This window comes from Streptomyces sp. NBC_00667 (assembly GCF_036226825.1).
GTDB lineage: Bacteria > Actinomycetota > Actinomycetes > Streptomycetales > Streptomycetaceae > Streptomyces.
The window spans coordinates 3,704,195-3,719,656 of sequence record NZ_CP109022.1; the positions used below are offsets into that span (position 1 = coordinate 3,704,195).

The 15,462-nt window shown below is 70.4% G+C and carries 14 protein-coding genes; 5 read left to right on the top strand and 9 right to left on the bottom strand.

Translation table 11 applies throughout. The features are described from left to right. Nucleotides 1–104: 104 nt before the first annotated feature. A complete protein-coding gene (locus OHA81_RS17235) occupies nt 105–257 on the top strand; it encodes a hypothetical protein (RefSeq protein ID WP_329202663.1) in 153 nt (50 codons plus the stop codon). A gap of 94 nt (nt 258–351) precedes the next feature. Here the strand turns inward: OHA81_RS17235 and OHA81_RS17240 are convergent, their stop codons facing one another. Next, complete coding sequence (locus OHA81_RS17240) at nt 352–687, bottom strand: metal-sensitive transcriptional regulator (protein ID WP_329196972.1); 336 nt, start codon at nt 685–687, stop codon at nt 352–354. Nucleotides 688–906: 219 nt separating this feature from the next. On the opposite strand from OHA81_RS17240, the gene OHA81_RS17245 reads away from it, so the two are divergent. Both OHA81_RS17245 and OHA81_RS17250 read left to right on the top strand, forming a co-directional pair. Next, nucleotides 907–1,527 carry a DUF47 domain-containing protein gene (locus OHA81_RS17245; protein ID WP_329196974.1) on the top strand — a complete coding sequence of 207 codons (621 nt, stop codon included), beginning with the start codon at nt 907–909 and terminating at the stop codon, nt 1,525–1,527. Between the two features lie 5 nt (nt 1,528–1,532). Further along, entirely contained in the window at nt 1,533–2,534 is a 1,002-nt protein-coding gene (locus OHA81_RS17250) for an inorganic phosphate transporter (RefSeq protein WP_329196975.1), read from the top strand. A gap of 167 nt (nt 2,535–2,701) precedes the next feature. On the opposite strand, the gene pstB is transcribed toward OHA81_RS17250, so the two are convergent. From pstB to mshD, 7 genes are all read right to left on the bottom strand, one after another. After that, the gene (pstB, locus tag OHA81_RS17255) at nt 2,702–3,478 is read right to left on the bottom strand and encodes a phosphate ABC transporter ATP-binding protein PstB (protein WP_329196978.1); all 777 of its coding nucleotides are present in this window, start codon (nt 3,476–3,478) and stop codon (nt 2,702–2,704) included. Nucleotides 3,479–3,510: 32 nt separating this feature from the next. After that, nucleotides 3,511–4,593, bottom strand: coding sequence for a phosphate ABC transporter permease PstA (gene pstA, locus OHA81_RS17260; RefSeq protein WP_329196980.1), 1,083 nt, complete (start codon nt 4,591–4,593; stop codon nt 3,511–3,513). Then, nucleotides 4,593–5,582, bottom strand: a complete 990-nt coding sequence (gene pstC / locus OHA81_RS17265; protein WP_329196982.1) for a phosphate ABC transporter permease subunit PstC — start codon at nt 5,580–5,582, stop codon at nt 4,593–4,595. Before pstC ends, pstA begins: the two co-directional genes overlap by 1 nt. A 140-nt stretch (nt 5,583–5,722) precedes the next feature. Then, nucleotides 5,723–6,862 carry a phosphate ABC transporter substrate-binding protein PstS gene (gene pstS / locus OHA81_RS17270; RefSeq protein ID WP_329196984.1) on the bottom strand — a complete coding sequence of 380 codons (1,140 nt, stop codon included), beginning with the start codon at nt 6,860–6,862 and terminating at the stop codon, nt 5,723–5,725. A 564-nt stretch (nt 6,863–7,426) separates the two neighbouring features. Next, nucleotides 7,427–8,329: a CHAD domain-containing protein gene (locus OHA81_RS17275; protein ID WP_329196986.1), complete on the bottom strand. Its 903-nt coding sequence runs from the start codon at nt 8,327–8,329 to the stop codon at nt 7,427–7,429. Between the two features lie 22 nt (nt 8,330–8,351). After that, nucleotides 8,352–10,604: an RNA degradosome polyphosphate kinase gene (locus OHA81_RS17280; RefSeq protein ID WP_329196988.1), complete on the bottom strand. Its 2,253-nt coding sequence runs from the start codon at nt 10,602–10,604 to the stop codon at nt 8,352–8,354. 346 nt (nt 10,605–10,950) lie between these two features. Further along, nucleotides 10,951–11,880: a mycothiol synthase gene (gene mshD / locus OHA81_RS17285; RefSeq protein WP_329196991.1), complete on the bottom strand. Its 930-nt coding sequence runs from the start codon at nt 11,878–11,880 to the stop codon at nt 10,951–10,953. A gap of 118 nt (nt 11,881–11,998) precedes the next feature. On the opposite strand from mshD, the gene OHA81_RS17290 reads away from it, so the two are divergent. Next, a complete protein-coding gene (locus OHA81_RS17290) occupies nt 11,999–13,813 on the top strand; it encodes a bifunctional metallophosphatase/5'-nucleotidase (protein WP_329196992.1) in 1,815 nt (604 codons plus the stop codon). Nucleotides 13,814–13,918: 105 nt separating this feature from the next. On the opposite strand, the gene OHA81_RS17295 is transcribed toward OHA81_RS17290, so the two are convergent. Then, nucleotides 13,919–14,704 (bottom strand): alpha/beta fold hydrolase, encoded by a 786-nt coding sequence (locus OHA81_RS17295; RefSeq protein ID WP_329196994.1) that lies wholly within the window; start codon nt 14,702–14,704, stop codon nt 13,919–13,921. 120 nt (nt 14,705–14,824) lie between these two features. Between OHA81_RS17295 and OHA81_RS17300 the strand changes: the two genes are divergently transcribed. Next, nucleotides 14,825–15,394, top strand: a complete 570-nt coding sequence (locus OHA81_RS17300; protein ID WP_329196996.1) for a TetR/AcrR family transcriptional regulator — start codon at nt 14,825–14,827, stop codon at nt 15,392–15,394. Nucleotides 15,395–15,462 lie beyond the last annotated feature (68 nt).

Here is a 15,462-nt window from a genome sequence, read left to right on the forward strand (position 1 = left end):
GCCCGGTATCCGGAAATGGTCCATCCGTGTCATGCGCGCCACGAGGGGCGCTCCCTACGCTGGGAAGCCGGGCGGCAAGCAAGCGGCAGAGAGAGGTGACACGCGTGACTCCCGTGTGCGGTACGACGGTGCAGGACCACGTGGCGCTTGCCGAGATCGAGCTGTGCGGTGAACTGATCATCGCGGCCTCGGCGGCGGGCGAGGACCGGCTGAGCCAGGACCGGATCGACGAAGTGCTGATGGGCATCGGGCTCTGAGCCCTTGCCGGCCGGGAGAGGGCCGGCCGGGAGACGACCGGCCGGGAGAGGGCCGGCCGGGAGGCGGCCGGCCGCTGGGGCCCGTGGAGGGTGCTCAGGTACGCAGCAGCCGGGCGATCGCCTTCGTCGCTTCCTCGACCTTGGCGTCGATCTCGGTTCCGCCCTTGACGGCCGCGTCCGCGACGCAGTGCCGCAGGTGCTCTTCCAGCAGCTGGAGCGCGAAGGACTGGAGCGCTTTCGTGCTCGCCGAGACCTGGGTGAGTATGTCGATGCAGTAGACGTCCTCGTCGACCAGGCGCTGGAGACCGCGGATCTGTCCCTCGATCCGGCGCAGCCGCTTGAGGTGCTCGTCCTTCTGGTGGTGGTAGCCGTGGACGGGCGCCGCGGCGACGCCGCCGGCTCCGGGGCCTTCGGCCTCGATGGTCGTCATACGTCCTCCCGTGGTCCGGACGAGGGATGGATACCGGTGACGGATACCGGTGATGTATACCCCTCGTGGGTATAGGGTACTGGGCCGCGCCCGAGCGGGCGGGGGTCCGTGCTCACCACTGTGCCCGATGGAGGACACTGGGGAACCGCCGGTTAGCCGTGGCCGGGGGATGCGCCTAGCATCAGCCTGACCGAATCCAATGCACCCCGAGGACCTCACGTGCGATTTCGTCTGACCCCCAGGGAGACGAGCTTCTACGACATGTTCGCCGCATCCGCGGACAACATCGTCACGGGCTCGAAGCTCCTGATGGAACTGCTCGGAGCGGACTCCTCCGCCCGGGCCGAGATCGCGGAGCGGATGCGGGCTGCGGAGCACGCGGGGGACGACGCCACGCACGCGATCTTCCACCAGCTGAACTCCTCCTTCATCACGCCGTTCGACCGCGAGGACATCTACAGCCTGGCGTCCTGCCTCGACGACATCATGGACTTCATGGAAGAGGCGGTCGACCTGGTCGTCCTCTACAACGTGGAGGAGCTGCCCAAGGGCGTCGAGCAGCAGATCGAGGTCCTGGCGCGGGCCGCCGAGCTCACCGCCGAGGCCATGCCGCACCTGCGGACGATGACCAACCTGACCGAGTACTGGATCGAGGTCAACCGCCTCGAGAACCAGGCCGACCAGATCCACCGCAAGCTGCTCGCCCAGCTCTTCAACGGCAAGTACGACGCCATCGAGGTGCTGAAGCTCAAGCAGATCGTCGACGTGCTGGAAGAAGCCGCCGACGCGTTCGAGCACGTCGCGAACACGGTGGAGACCATCGCGGTCAAGGAGTCCTGAACCTCGTGGACACCTTCGCGCTGATCGTGACCATCGGTGTCGCGCTCGGCTTCACGTACACCAACGGCTTCCACGACTCGGCGAACGCGATCGCGACCTCGGTCTCGACGCGGGCGCTGACTCCGCGTGCCGCGCTCGCCATGGCCGCCGTGATGAACCTGGCCGGTGCCTTCCTGGGCAGCGGAGTGGCCAAGACGGTCAGCAAGGGGCTCATCGAGACGCCGCACGGCAACCGGGGCATGTGGATCCTGTTCGCCGCGCTGGTCGGGGCGATCGTCTGGAACCTCATCACCTGGTACTTCGGCCTGCCGTCGTCGTCCTCGCACGCCCTCTTCGGCGGCATGGTGGGGGCGGCGCTCGCGGGCGGGATCGGCGTCATCTGGAGCGGGGTGCTGGACAAGGTCGTCATCCCGATGTTCCTGTCGCCCGTCGTCGGCCTCATCGTGGGTTACCTGGTGATGGTCGCGATCATGTGGATGTTCCGCCGCTCCAACCCGCACAAGGCCAAGCGGGGCTTCCGGATCGCACAGACCGTCTCGGCGGCCGCCATGGCCCTCGGTCACGGTCTGCAGGACGCGCAGAAGACCATGGGCATCGTGGTGATGGCGCTCGTCATCGCCGACGTCCAGGGGGCGAGCGATCCCATTCCGATCTGGGTGAAGATCGCGTGCGCCGTGATGCTGTCGCTCGGTACGTATGCGGGTGGCTGGCGCATCATGCGCACCCTCGGCCGCAAGATCATCGAGCTGGACCCGCCGCAGGGCTTCGCCGCGGAGACGACGGGCGCGTCGATCATGTACACGGCTTCGTACCTGTACCAGGCGCCGATCTCCACCACCCATGTGATCACCTCGGCGATCATGGGCGTGGGCGCGACCAAGCGGGTCAACGCGGTCCGCTGGGGCGTCGCCAAGAACATCATCCTCGGCTGGTTCATCACCATGCCGGCCGCGGCCATGGTCGCCGCGCTGTGCTTCTGGATCGTGGACCTGGCCTTCGTCGGCTGACCGGCGCCGTCCGGTCGCTACGGCGCCACGGCGGTAGGACCCTACGGCGCCACGGCGGTACGAAAGCGGGCCGGCTCCCCCCACCCAGGGGGAGCCGGCCCTTTCGCCTTGCGGTGGCACCGCCATGCAGCACCGCAGGACGCTCAGTACATCCGCGGGGTCCGGGTCTAGCCGAAGCGGCCCGAGATGTAGTCCTCGGTGGCCTGGACGGACGGGTTGGAGAAGATCCGGTCCGTGTCGTCGATCTCGACGAGCTTGCCGGGCTGGCCGACCGCGGCGAGGTTGAAGAAGGCGGTGCGGTCCGAGACGCGGGCCGCCTGCTGCATGTTGTGCGTCACGATGACGATCGTGAAGCGCTCCTTGAGCTCGCCGATCAGGTCCTCGATGGCCAGGGTGGAGATCGGGTCCAGCGCGGAGCAGGGCTCGTCCATCAGCAGGACCTGGGGCTCGACCGCGATGGCGCGGGCGATGCACAGGCGCTGCTGCTGGCCACCGGAGAGGCCGGAGCCGGGCTTGCCCAGGCGGTCCTTGACCTCGTTCCACAGGTTGGCGCCCTGCAGGGACCGCTCCACGATGTCGGACAGCTGCGACTTCTTGAAGTTGCCGTTCAGGCGCAGACCGGCCGCCACGTTGTCGAAGATCGACATGGTGGGGAAGGGGTTCGGGCGCTGGAAGACCATTCCGACGGTGCGGCGGACGGCGACCGGGTCGACGCCGGGGCCGTACAGGTTCTCGTCGTCCAGGAGCACCTTGCCCTCGACACGTCCGCCGGGGGTGACCTCGTGCATGCGGTTGAGGGTGCGCAGGAAGGTGGACTTGCCGCAGCCGGACGGCCCGATGAAGGCGGTCACGGAGCGGGGCTCCACGGTCATCGAGATGTCATCGATGGCCTTGTGGTTGCCGTAGAAGGCGGACAGGCCGCTGACGTCGATTCGCTTGGCCATGAGGGGTCACTTCGCTTTCATGCGGTCGCGCGTCAGCGACCGGTCTTCGGGGCCTTCCAGCGGGCGATGCCGCGGGCCACCAGATTGAGGATCATGACGAAGGCGATCAGGACGAGGGCTGCTGCCCATGCCCGGTCGTAGGAGGCTTCACTGCCGACCTTGTACTGCTCCCAGATGTACAGCGGGAGCGAGGACTGGGCGCCTTCGAAGGGGTTTCCGTTGATCAGCTGCGTACCGAAGACCAGCAGCATGATCGGCGCGGTCTCGCCGGCGATGCGGGCGACGGCCAGCGTCACGCCGGTGGCGATGCCGCCGATGGCGGTGGGGAGCACGACCTTGAGGATCATGCGCCACTTCGGCACGCCGAGGGCGAGCGCGGCCTCGCGCAGCTCGTTCGGGACGAGCTTGAGCATCTCCTCGGTGGAGCGGACCACGACGGGCATCATCAGGATCGACAGGGCCATCGAGCCGGCGAAGCCGGAGGGGCCGAAGCCGAGCATCAGGTTCCAGGTCGTGAGGATGAACAGACCCGCGACGATGGAGGGGATGCCGGTCATGACGTCGACGAAGAAGGTCACGGCCCTGGCGAGCGAGCCCCGGCCGTACTCGACCAGGTAGACGGCGGTCAGCAGGCCGACGGGCGCGGCGATCGCGGTGGCCAGGGCCACCTGTTCGATGGTGCCGAGCAGCGCGTGGTAGACGCCGCCGCCCTTCTCGAAGCTGGTGATGCCGTTCATCGAGTGGCTGAGGAAGTCGCCGTCGAGGGCGTTCATGCCGCGGCTGACGGTGGTCCAGATCAGCGAGAGCAGCGGGATGACCGCGAGGAGGAAGCAGACCCACACGACGGAGGTCGCGACCCGGTCCTTGGCCTGGCGGCGGTTCTCGACGACCGAGCTGGCGACGTAGGTGATCGCGACGAACAGCAGGGCCGCGAGCAGCCCCCACTGGATCTTGCTCTGGAGGCCGGAGGCGGCGCCGATCGCGCAGCCGAGGGCGACCGAGAGGGCGGCGATGCCGGCCGGGGCCCAGCGGGGCAGGCCGCCGCGGGTCAGTCGGGTGGGGGCGGCGGACCCGGGGGCCCGGGCGGGCCGCTGGTCCTGGATGGTGTGGCTCATCAGGCGTTCGCCCCCGAGTACTCCTTGCGGCGGGCGATGATCATGCGTGCTCCGCCGTTGACCAGCAGGGTGAGGAGGAACAGGACCAGACCGGAGGCGATCAGCGCGTCCCGGCCGAACTCGTTGGCCTCGTCGAACTTCGCGGCGATGTTCTGCGCGAAGGTCCCGCCACCCGGGTTCAGGACGTGGCCGGATATCAGGAAGCTCGGGGACAGGACGGTGGCGACCGCCATGGTCTCGCCGAGCGCGCGGCCGAGGCCGAGCATGGAGGCGGAGATGACGCCGGAGCGGCCGAAGGGCAGCACCGACATGCGGATGACCTCCCAGCGGGTCGCGCCGAGGGCCAGGGCGGCCTCCTCGTTCATGCGCGGGACCTGGAGGAAGACCTCACGGCTGACGCTGGTCACGATGGGCAGGATCATGATCGCGAGCAGGATGCCGACGGTGAACAGCGAGCGGGCGACGCCGACCTGGGTCTTGTCGAAGACGTAGGTCCAGCCCATGTACTCGTCGAGCCAGAGGTTGAGGCCGCCGAGGTACGGGACGAGGAAGAGGGCGCCCCAGATGCCGTAGATGATCGACGGCACGGCGGCCAGCAGGTCGACCACGTAGGCGAGGGGGGCGGCCAGCTTGCGCGGCGCGTAGTGCGAGATGAACAGGGCGATGCCGACGGCGACCGGAACCGCGATGGCCATCGCGATGATCGAGCTGACGACGGTGCCGAAGAGCAGGACGGCTATGCCGAAGACGGGCGGGTTGGCCGACGCGTTCCAGTCGAAGGTGGTGAGGAAGTTGCCCTCGTTCTTCGACAGGGCGAGCGTGGCGCGGTAGGTGAGGAAGACGGCGATCGACGCCATGATCACCAGGAGCAGGATGCCGGAGCCCTTGGAGAGCCCGGCGAAGATCTTGTCACCGGCGCGGCCGGTGGATCCTGCGCTCGTGGTGACCGGCGGAGCCTGGTCAAGCGAGGTGGGTGTGGTGGAAGCCATGGTCTTTCCGGTCTGGACGGGGGCGAGCCCCCTGGCGGCGGTGCACCGGATCCCCCGGGGTGGAAGGGGGAGGGTCCTCGGGGGCGGGTCCGGTCCGGACGGGGACCGGACACCGCGCCCGGAGGCTCACTCGTTCAGCGTCAGGACAGCGACTTGACGACTTCGCGGACCTTGGTGTTGATCTCGGCCGGAATGGGCGCGTAACCATTCTCGGACAGGACCTTCTGGCCCGCGTCCGAGGCGGTGTAGTTCAGGAAGGACTTCACGGTGGGCAGGGTCTCCGCCTTGTTGCCCTTGTCGCAGACGACCTCGTAGGTGACCAGCACGATCGGGTAGGCACCCTCGGCCTTGGTCGTGTAGTCGAGCTTGAGCGCCAGGTCGGAGCCGGTACCGGCGATCTTGGCGGCGGCGATGGCCTTGGAGGCGCTCTCGGCGGAAGCCTTCACCGGGGCGGAGGCGCCGGTGTTGATGTCGACGGTCTTGATGTTCTGCGAGGCGGCGTAGGAGAGCTCGAAGTAGCCGATCGCGCCGTCGACGGCCTTGACCTGGGAGGCGACACCGGCGGAGCCGGAGGCGGCCTGGCCACCGGGGGCCGGCCACTTCTTCGCGGCCTCGTAGCTCCACGCGTCGGGGGCGGTGGCCTTGAGGTACTTGCCGAGGTTCTCGGTGGTGCCGGAGTCCTCGGAGCGGTGGAAGGCCTGGATGGCGGTGGAGGGGAGGGTGACGCCCGGGTTCAGCTTCTTGATCGCCTCGTCGTCCCACTTCTTGATCTTGTCGTTGAAGATCGAGGCGAGGGTGGGGGCGTCGAGGTTCAGCTTGTCCACGCCGGCGACGTTGAAGCCGATGGCGATCGGGCCGCCGACCATGGGCAGGTTGATGCCCTGGCCGCCGGTGCAGACCTTCTTCGAGTCCTCGACCTGCTCGGGCTTGAGCGCCGAGTCCGAGCCGGCGAAGCCGACGGTGCCCTGGTTGAAGGCGACGATGCCCTCACCGGAGGAGGACGACTTGTAGTTGACCTCGACGCCGGAGCAGGCGGACATGTAGGCCTTCACCCACAGGTCGACGGCGTTCTTCTGCGCGGAGGAGCCCGAGGCGAGCAGCTTGCCCTTGGCGTCGTCGCACTTGATGTCGCCGGCCGCGGGGACGGAGGCCTTGCCGCTCGCAGAGGAGTCGGCCTTGGTGTTGTCGTCCGAGCCGCACGCCGTGAGGACCAGGGCGCCGGACACGACGAGCGCCCCGAGGGCGGAGGCACGAAGCATGCTCTTGCGCTGAAGCTTCACTTTCGGGTGTTCCTTCCAGAAGCCGCCGGCCGCTTTCTGTATCGGGGCGGCGTGCGAAGAGGACTACGGGTGGGTTGGTGCTGCGCCCGTGAGCGGGGCCTTCACCTTGCGGTACTGAAATTAGGCAGAACAGGTGAAGCGGTCGACGGGGGTTGGTGAACGGGGGGTGAACCGTGGCGGACGGCCCGGTGCGAGTGGGGGGGTTTGTACCTGGGCGTAACGGGACGTTACCCGCACGTTATGCCGCCGTGACCTTGCCCTGGCCGTCGGGGTGGGGGGTGGGATTGGCCGGATTCCGCCGTCGGGAGGACCGACGCGGCGGGGCCGGGCCGCCTGCTGCCACCAGGAGCCCGGAGGCTCGTGGAGGGGGGTCCGGGGCGGAGCCCCGGGGAACGGGGGAAGGGCGGGCAGGGGACAGCCCCGCAGGGCGCCCCCTACCGGCCCGCGGGCGCGACGGGCGGCTCGCGGCAGGGCTGGGGCCCGGCCCGGGCGTCGACGGACGGGTCCGGCGCAGCGGGCCGAAGCCCGCGGGGCCCGCCAGGGCCGAGGGGTGCGAGGGGCGCGTCAAGAAGAAATGCAGGGCACCAGTGCCTCGAAGCTGTGGCGGGCCGCCTCGACCGCGTGGCGCTGGTCGGCGTGCAGGACGCCCAGGGCGTAGGCCGTGGCCGGAGCGATGCGGGGGGTGCGGGCCGCCGTCGCGGAGGCGGCCGCGGCTTCGGACGCGTCGCGGTGGCGGTCCAGGGCCTCGCCGGCCGCCGCGAGGCGGGTGACCTCCCCGCCCAGCATCTCCCGCGCGTACCGGTGCACCCGCAGCAGCCTCCGCACCTCGTGCCAGGCCCCGTCGTCCTGCGCGGAGTACGGCGAGTGCCGCGGCGGCAGCGCCTCCACCGCCGAGTCCAGCCGGGTCCGCGCCACCTCCGCCAGCGGGACGAGTACGTCCTCGACCCGCCCCCGCGCCGCGACCGGGTCCAGCGGCACCTCCGAGGCGAGGACCGCCACCGCGTCCGCGACCGCGTGGAAGCGGGAGGAGCCCAGCGCGGACAGGGTCGCCGAGTGGGCCCGCGTCCGGGCCAGGGTCAGCTGGCGCTCCAGCAGCGCGCCGGCCCGCGCCGAGCCCACCGTCAGGGACCCGGCGCCGCTCGCGCCCGAGAGCCGGTGCAGGGCGTCCATCAGCCGGGACAGCCGGACGGCGTACGCGTGCTCGTCGGCCAGGGTCGAGGACAGCCAGACCAGCTCGGTGCGCAGCCCGTCCGCCCAGGAGGACTCCGCCACGGCGCGGAAGGTGGTCAGGGAGGAGGCGATGCGGCGCGCGGCCCCCCGCAGGCCGCGCGCCGCCTCGCCCCCTTCCGCGGGACCTGCGCCGCCGGCCGCGCCCTCCTCGTGCACGCGCAGTGCCCGCAGGAAGGTGGTGGCCTGGGAGCGCAGGTACGTGCCGAGCACGTCGCCCGCCGTCGCGGCCCCCGTCATAAGGTCATGGTGATGGTCATGGTCATGGTTTGGCTGAGCCACGCCGGCGCCTCCGGGCGTCTATGAGCGTCTCCTGTACGTGCCGCAGCGGCTGGCCTTCGGAGTCGGTGCTGTGCCGGGTCCATTCGCCGTCCGGCCCCAGGTGCCAGGAGGCGGTGTCGTCGGACATCCCGGTTTCCAGCAGCCGGTCCAGTGCCGCGCGGTGGGCCGGGTCGGCGACCCTGACCAAGGCCTCGATGCGGCGGTCGAGGTTGCGGTGCATCATGTCGGCGCTGCCTATCCACACCTCCGGTTCGCCGCCGTTGCCGAAGGCGAAGACCCGGGAGTGTTCGAGGAAGCGGCCGAGGATCGAGCGGACCCGGATGTTCTCCGACAGCCCCGGGACCCCGGGCCGTACGGCGCAGATGCCGCGGACCCAGATGTCCACCGGGACGCCCGCCTGGGCGGCCCGGTACAGGGCGTCGATCAGGGCCTCGTCGACGATGGAGTTCATCTTGAGCCGCACGTACGCGGGGCGGCCGGCCCGGTGGTGGTCGGCCTCCTTGTCGATCCGGGCGATGAGCCCGTCCCGCAGCGACTTCGGCGCGGTCAGCAGCCGGCGGTAGGTCTCGCGCCGCGAGTACCCGGACAGCCGGTTGAAGAGGTCGGAGAGGTCCGCGCCGACCTGTGGGTCGGCGGTGAGCAGGCCGAGGTCCTCGTAGAGCCGGGCGGTCTTGGGGTGGTAGTTGCCGGTGCCGACGTGCGAGTAGCGGCGCAGCGTCTCGCCTTCCTGGCGGACGACGAGGGACAGCTTGCAGTGGGTCTTGAGGCCGACGAGGCCGTAGACGACGTGGCAGCCGGACTCCTCCAGCTTGCGCGCCCACTTGATGTTGGCCTGTTCGTCGAAACGGGCCTTGATCTCGACGAGGACGAGGACCTGCTTGCCGGATTCCGCGGCGTCTATCAGGGCGTCCACGATGGGGGAGTCGCCGGAGGTCCGGTACAGCGTCTGCTTGATCGCGAGGACGTCCGGGTCGGCGGCGGCCTGTTCCAGGAAGGCCTGTACGGAGGTGGAGAAGGAGTCGTACGGGTGGTGCAGCAGCACGTCCCGCTCGCGCAGCGCCGCGAAGATGTCGGGCGCGGAAGCGGACTCCACCTCGGCGAGGTCGCGGTGGGTGCCGGCGATGAACTTCGGGTACTTGAGCTCGGGCCGGTCCAGGGAGGAGATCCCGAAGAGGGCGGTCAGGTCCAGCGGGCCGGGCAGCGGGTACACCTCGGCGGCGCTGACGTTGAGCTCCTGCACCAGGAGGTCCAGTACGCCGGGGTCGATGGACTCCTCGACCTCCAGGCGCACGGGCGGGCCGAAGCGGCGCCGCATGAGTTCCTTCTCCAGGGCCTGCAGCAGGTTCTCTGCGTCGTCCTCCTCGACTTCGAGGTCCTCGTTGCGGGTGACGCGGAACATGTGGTGCGCGAGCACCTCCATGCCGGGGAAGAGCTCCTCCAGGTGCGCGGCGATGACGTCCTCCAGCGGGACGTAGCGCTGCGGCGAGGCCTCCAGGAAGCGGGAGAGGAGCGGCGGGACCTTGACGCGCGCGAAGTGGCGGTGGCCGCTGACGGGGTTGCGTACGACGACGGCCAGGTTCAGGGAGAGGCCGGAGATGTACGGGAACGGGTGCGCGGGGTCCACGGCCAGCGGGGTCAGGACCGGGAAGATCTGGTTGCGGAACAGGGTGAAGAGCCGGGCCTGCTCCTTCTCGGTGAGGTCGGGCCACCGGATGAGGTGGATGCCCTCCTCGGCGAGCTGCGGGGCGATGTCCTGCTGGTAGCAGGCGGCGTGCCGGGCCATGAGTTCGCGCGAGCGGGTCCATATCAGGTCCAGCACTTCGCGGGGCTGCAGGCCGGAGGCCGAACGGGTGGCGACGCCGGTCGCGATGCGGCGCTTGAGGCCCGCGACGCGGACCATGAAGAACTCGTCCAGGTTGCTGGCGAAGATCGCGAGGAAGTTCGCGCGTTCCAGCAGCGGGGTGGCCGGGTCCTCGGCGAGCTCCAGGACGCGTTCGTTGAAGGCGAGCCAGCTGCGTTCCCGGTCGAGGAACCGCCCGGCGGGCAGCTCGTCGCTGTCCTTGCCGTCGTAGGCGTCCGGGTCGGAGTCGAGGTCGGGCGCGAGATCCGGCGCGAGATCGACGTGGGGGCGGTGCGCGGCTATGGAGCCTATGCGCGTCTTCGCCGCGGGGGACGTGTGAGACGGGTGCTGGGCGGGGACCTCGGTGGGGCCTGCGCTGGGCTGGTGGCTCATGACTCCATTCTTCCGCGCGAGCGGAAGGACAGGCGCGTCGGACGTGTCGGCCGTCAGCCTGAGTCGCGGATGCATGGGGGGAGACTGGCAAGCGCTGCTTAATGGGCGGTGAATGGCGCATGGCTTCCAGGCTCTGCCTGGCGCACGAGTACGTCGCGGCAGCGGGCCGGGGGCGTACGCCGGCCGTCACGGCGGGGGAACGGCGCGGGTACCGGCCCGGGGGCGTACGCCGGCCGTCACGGCGCGGGGGCGACGCGGGGGCGGACCCCGGGCTCATGCCGGCGCCCGCCCGCGTGCGCGGTGCGGGTCCCGGCGCGCGGGACCCGTACCGCGGCGCCCGTGCGGCTCAGCTCTCCGTGCGGTACATCAGGTCCACCTCGTGGGTGGTGAAGCCGAGGCCCTCGTAGACGGCCAGGGCGGCCGGGTTGTCGGCGTCGACGTACAGCATGGCGGTGGGCAGGCCCGCCTCGGCGAGGTGGCGCAGGCCGATCGCGGTGAGTGCCTTGCCGAGGCCGCCGCCCTGGGCGCCGGGGCGGACCCCGACGACGTAGACCTCGCCGAGCCGCTCGTCGGCGTGGACCTTCGTCCAGTGGAAGCCGATCAGCTCGCCGTCGCGCTCGGCGAGGAAGAAGCCCTTGGGGTCGAACCAGGTCTGGCCCATCCGGTCGTCCAGGTCGCGCTGGGTCAGGGCGCCCTGCTCGGGGTGGTGGGCGAAGGCGGCGGCGTTCGCGGCGAGCCAGGCCGCGTCGTCGGCGCCGGGGACGAAGGTGCGGACGGTGACGCCGGGCGGCAGGGCCGCTTCGGGAAGCCGCGGCGCCTCGGGGCCGAGGGGACGGCGCAGCTGGCGCAGTTCGCGGAAGAGGGTCAGGCCGAGTACCTGGGCGAGGTGGCGGGCGGCGGGCTTGCCGCCGTGCGCCCACACCCGGATCCGCTTGCCGGAGGCGGCGAGCAGGGCCGAGCCGAGGGCCCGGCCGTGGCCGCGGCCGCGCAGTGAGGGGTCAACGACGAGTTCGGCGGCGGGGGCCTCCACCGGGTCGGTGTCCTCCAGTTGCCCGTATCCGGCGAGCCGTTCCCTGTCGGTGAGGAGGAAGTGCCGGATGCCCTCGCGGCGGCCGCCGCGGAGTTGGAGCCGGCCCTGTTCGGACACGGCGGTGGTGCCGTCGCTCCGCGCCGCGTCAGCGATCAGGGCCAGTACCGCGTCGGCCTGTTCCCCCGTCAGCTCGTCGAGGATGTCAATCTGCCGTCCCGGCTCAAGGGCCGCTGCTGCGTCAGTCATGACTCCACCGTACGACCGCAACCTGCCCGTAACCGATTAGGGCCTGACATGCTACGCGCGTTGACCTTAGGCTTCGGCGGACCTCCCAAGTTGTCTCGCTGTCCACAAAGGGGAACAAATGTCAGCGACGCCACAACGGCACCGCCGAGCCCGCCGGTTGACCTTCACCGCCCTCGCCCTCACGGCGGGGGCCGGCGCGATGGTCGCCGCCGCCCTTCCGGCCGGTGCCGCGAGTGGTGGCGGTGCGGCCAAGAGCCGCACCGTCGACGTGCAGATGCTGTCGTTCAACGACTTCCACGGCACGCTGGAGCCCCCGCAGGGCTCGTCCGGCACCGTGAGCGAACGGCAGGCCGACGGCACCACCAAGGCCATACCCGCAGGCGGCGTCGAGTACATGGCGTCGGCCCTGCGCGAGGCCCGCAAGGGCCACGAGTACTCGGTCACCGCCGCGGCCGGCGACATGATCGGCGCCAGCCCGATGATGTCCGGCATGTTCCACGACGAGCCGACCATCGAGGCGCTGAACAAGCTGGGGCTGGACGTCACCAGCGTCGGCAACCACGAGTTCGACGAGGGCAAGACCGAGCTCCGCCGTATGGCGTACGGCGGTTGCCACCCCGTGGACGGCTGCTTCGAGTATGGCAAGACGTTCGGTGGATCGCAGTTCCAGTACCTCGCGGCCAATGTGACGGACGAGAAGACCAAGCGTCCGTTGATGTCGCCCACCTTCATCTGGAAGAAGGGGGACGTGAAGATCGGCTTCATCGGCGTGACCCTGGAGGGCACGCCGGACGTCGTGACCGCCGAGGGGGTCAAGGGCCTCAAGTTCGGTGACGAGGTCGAGACGATCAACAAGTACGCCAACGAGCTGAACAAGCAGGGCGTGAAGTCGATCGTCGCGCTGATCCACGAGGGCGGTCTGCCCGCGAGCGGCGCGTACAACTACGACTGCGACGCGCCCGGCGCGGGCGCGGGCGTCTCGGGTGCCATCGTCGACATCGCCAAGAACGTCGACCCGAAGGTCGACGCGCTGGTGACGGGCCACACGCACCAGGCGTACGCCTGCAACATCCCGGACCCGGCGGGCAACCCGCGCATGGTGACCTCGGCGGCCTCCTACGGCCGGCTGTTCACGGACACCACCCTCACCTACGACCGGCAGACCAAGGACATCGTCCGTACGCCGGTCAGCTCGCCCAAGCCGGTCCAGAAGGTCGTCAGCCGTGACCTGCCGAAGGCGGGCGACATGACCGAGCTGATCCAGCGCTGGAACGCGCTCGCCGCGCCCATCGCGAGCCGCCCCGAGGGCTACATCTCGGCGGACGTGCCGGGCCGTGGTTCGGAGGCGCCGGAGAAGCCGCTCGGTGACCTGATCGCCGATGCCCAGCTGGAGGCGCTCGCGCCGGCCGACAAGGGGGGTGCGCAGCTCGCGATCATGAACCCGGGCGGTATCCGCGCGGACCTGGCCTACAAGGCCGCCGGTAACGAGGGCGACGGCGTGGTGACGTACGGGGAGTCGTACACCGTCCAGCCGTTCACCAACATGATGAACGTGGTCGACCTGACCGGTGCCCAGCTGATCACCGCTCTCCAGCAGCAGGTGTCCGGGCCGGTCAACGGCCCCAACCCGAAGATCCTGCAGGTCTCCAAGGGCTTTACGTACACGCTGGACATGACGAAGGCGGGCGTGGACCGCGTCGTCGTGGACTCGGTGCGGCTGAACGGCACGGCGATCGACCCCGCCAAGACCTACCGGGTCGCGATGAACGAGTTCCTCGCGGGCGGCGGCGACGGCTTCACCGTCCTCAAGGAGCACAAGAACAAGCTGGTCGGCGCGTCCGACCTGGAGTGCTTCAACGCGTACCTGAACAAGTCCTCGGCGGCGGCCCCGATCGCCCCGCCGGCGGCGGACCGGATCACGGTCGTCAAGTAGTACGAGGAGTACGAGGAGTACGAGCAGTAACGAGTACGACCAGGGGCGGCGGGCCGGACGGCCCGACGCCCCTGGGGCGTTCTCTGCGGCGTTCTCTGCGGCGTTTCAGAGTCCGGCGAGGAACTTCCGGACGGCCTCGTGGAAGCCGTCCGGGTCGGTGAACGGCACGAAGTGGTCCCCGTCGAGGGGTGTGTACGAGGTCCCGGGCCGCCGGGTGAACATGGCGTCGGCGGTGTCCTTCCGGAGCGTCTGGCTGCGGGTGCCGTGGATCAGCAGGGCCGGACAGGTGCTCGCGAGCCAGCTGTCCCAGTGGTCGCCGCGGCAGGCCTCGGCGGAGTCGGTCATGTCCTGCGGGTGGAACGGCAGCCGCCAGCCCCCGCCGCCGGGGAGCGGGCGCAGCGCCTGTTCGACGAACCGGGAGCCCACCGGCCCGGCCGCGGCGAGGAGTTCCTCCCGGGTGGGGGCGGTGTACCGCATGCCCCCGAGGAAGGTGAAGAGCCCTCCCGCGGTGTCGGGGACGATCTGCACGGTGGCGTCCACGTTGACCAGGGCGCAGACCCGGCCGGGGTGGGCGGCGGCCAGCTGGTAGGCGGTGATCCCGCCGAGGGAGTAGCCGAGTACGGCGACGGGCTCGTCCAGGCCGAGGTGGTCGAGGAGCGCGACGGCGTCGCCGATGTACCCGGCGCGGCCGTAGTCGGCGGCCCGGTCGGAGTCGCCGTGCCCGCGCTGGTCGGGGGCGATGACCCGCCACCCGTCGCCGAGCACGGCGGCGAGGCCGGCGAAGGCGAGGCCCTCGGACATGCCCCCGTGCAGCGCGAGGAGCGGGCGGCCGGGGCCGCCGAAGTCGAGGTAGGACAAGGCGCGGCCGTCGATCGTCAGCGTGTGGCGCATGGTTTCGCTCTCCCCTGTGAGGCCTTCGGTGACGGGTACGACCCTGCCAGGATTTGGGCAGGCGCGCAATACATATGTCTTGGGCGTTCGCCCAAATGCTTGCGCGGATACGATCCCGCCATGGGAAATCGCGAGGACCTGCTGGCCGGAGCGCGCCGCTGCCTGGAGGAGAAGGGGTACCTGCGCACCACCGTGCGCGACATCGCATCGGCCGCGCAGGTGAGCATGGCCGCCATCGGCTACCACTTCGGATCGCGTGAGGCCCTGCTCAACCAGGCGCTGTCCGCGGCCATGGACGAATGGGCGGCCTCGGCCGGCCGGCTCGCCGGACAGGGGGACACCGCCGCCGAGCGCTACGCCGACATGTGGGACCGCAAGATCGCGGACTTCGGCGAGATGCGCTGGCTGTGGACGGCCTCCGTCGAGGCCTTCGTGCACGCGCAGTCCTCGCCCCCGCTGCTCGCGGTCCTCGCCGAAGACCAGCGCCGCTCCCGCCGGATGGTCGCGGCCCAGTGGCGGGGCGTGCCGCAGGAGGAGGTCGCGGAGGAGGACGTACGGGGCCTCGGGTCGGTGCACCTCGCGCTGCTGACCGGGGTGATGGTCCAGTGCCTCACCGACCCGGAGCAGGCGCCGAACGGGCGCGAGCTCGCCCAAGGCCTGCGCGCCATGGCCGAGTTGCTCGAAAGATGACCCGTACCGACGGGTAGTAATGGCCGCTGCCGCACGCCATACTCCGGTCCGACCACTGGACCGGAAAA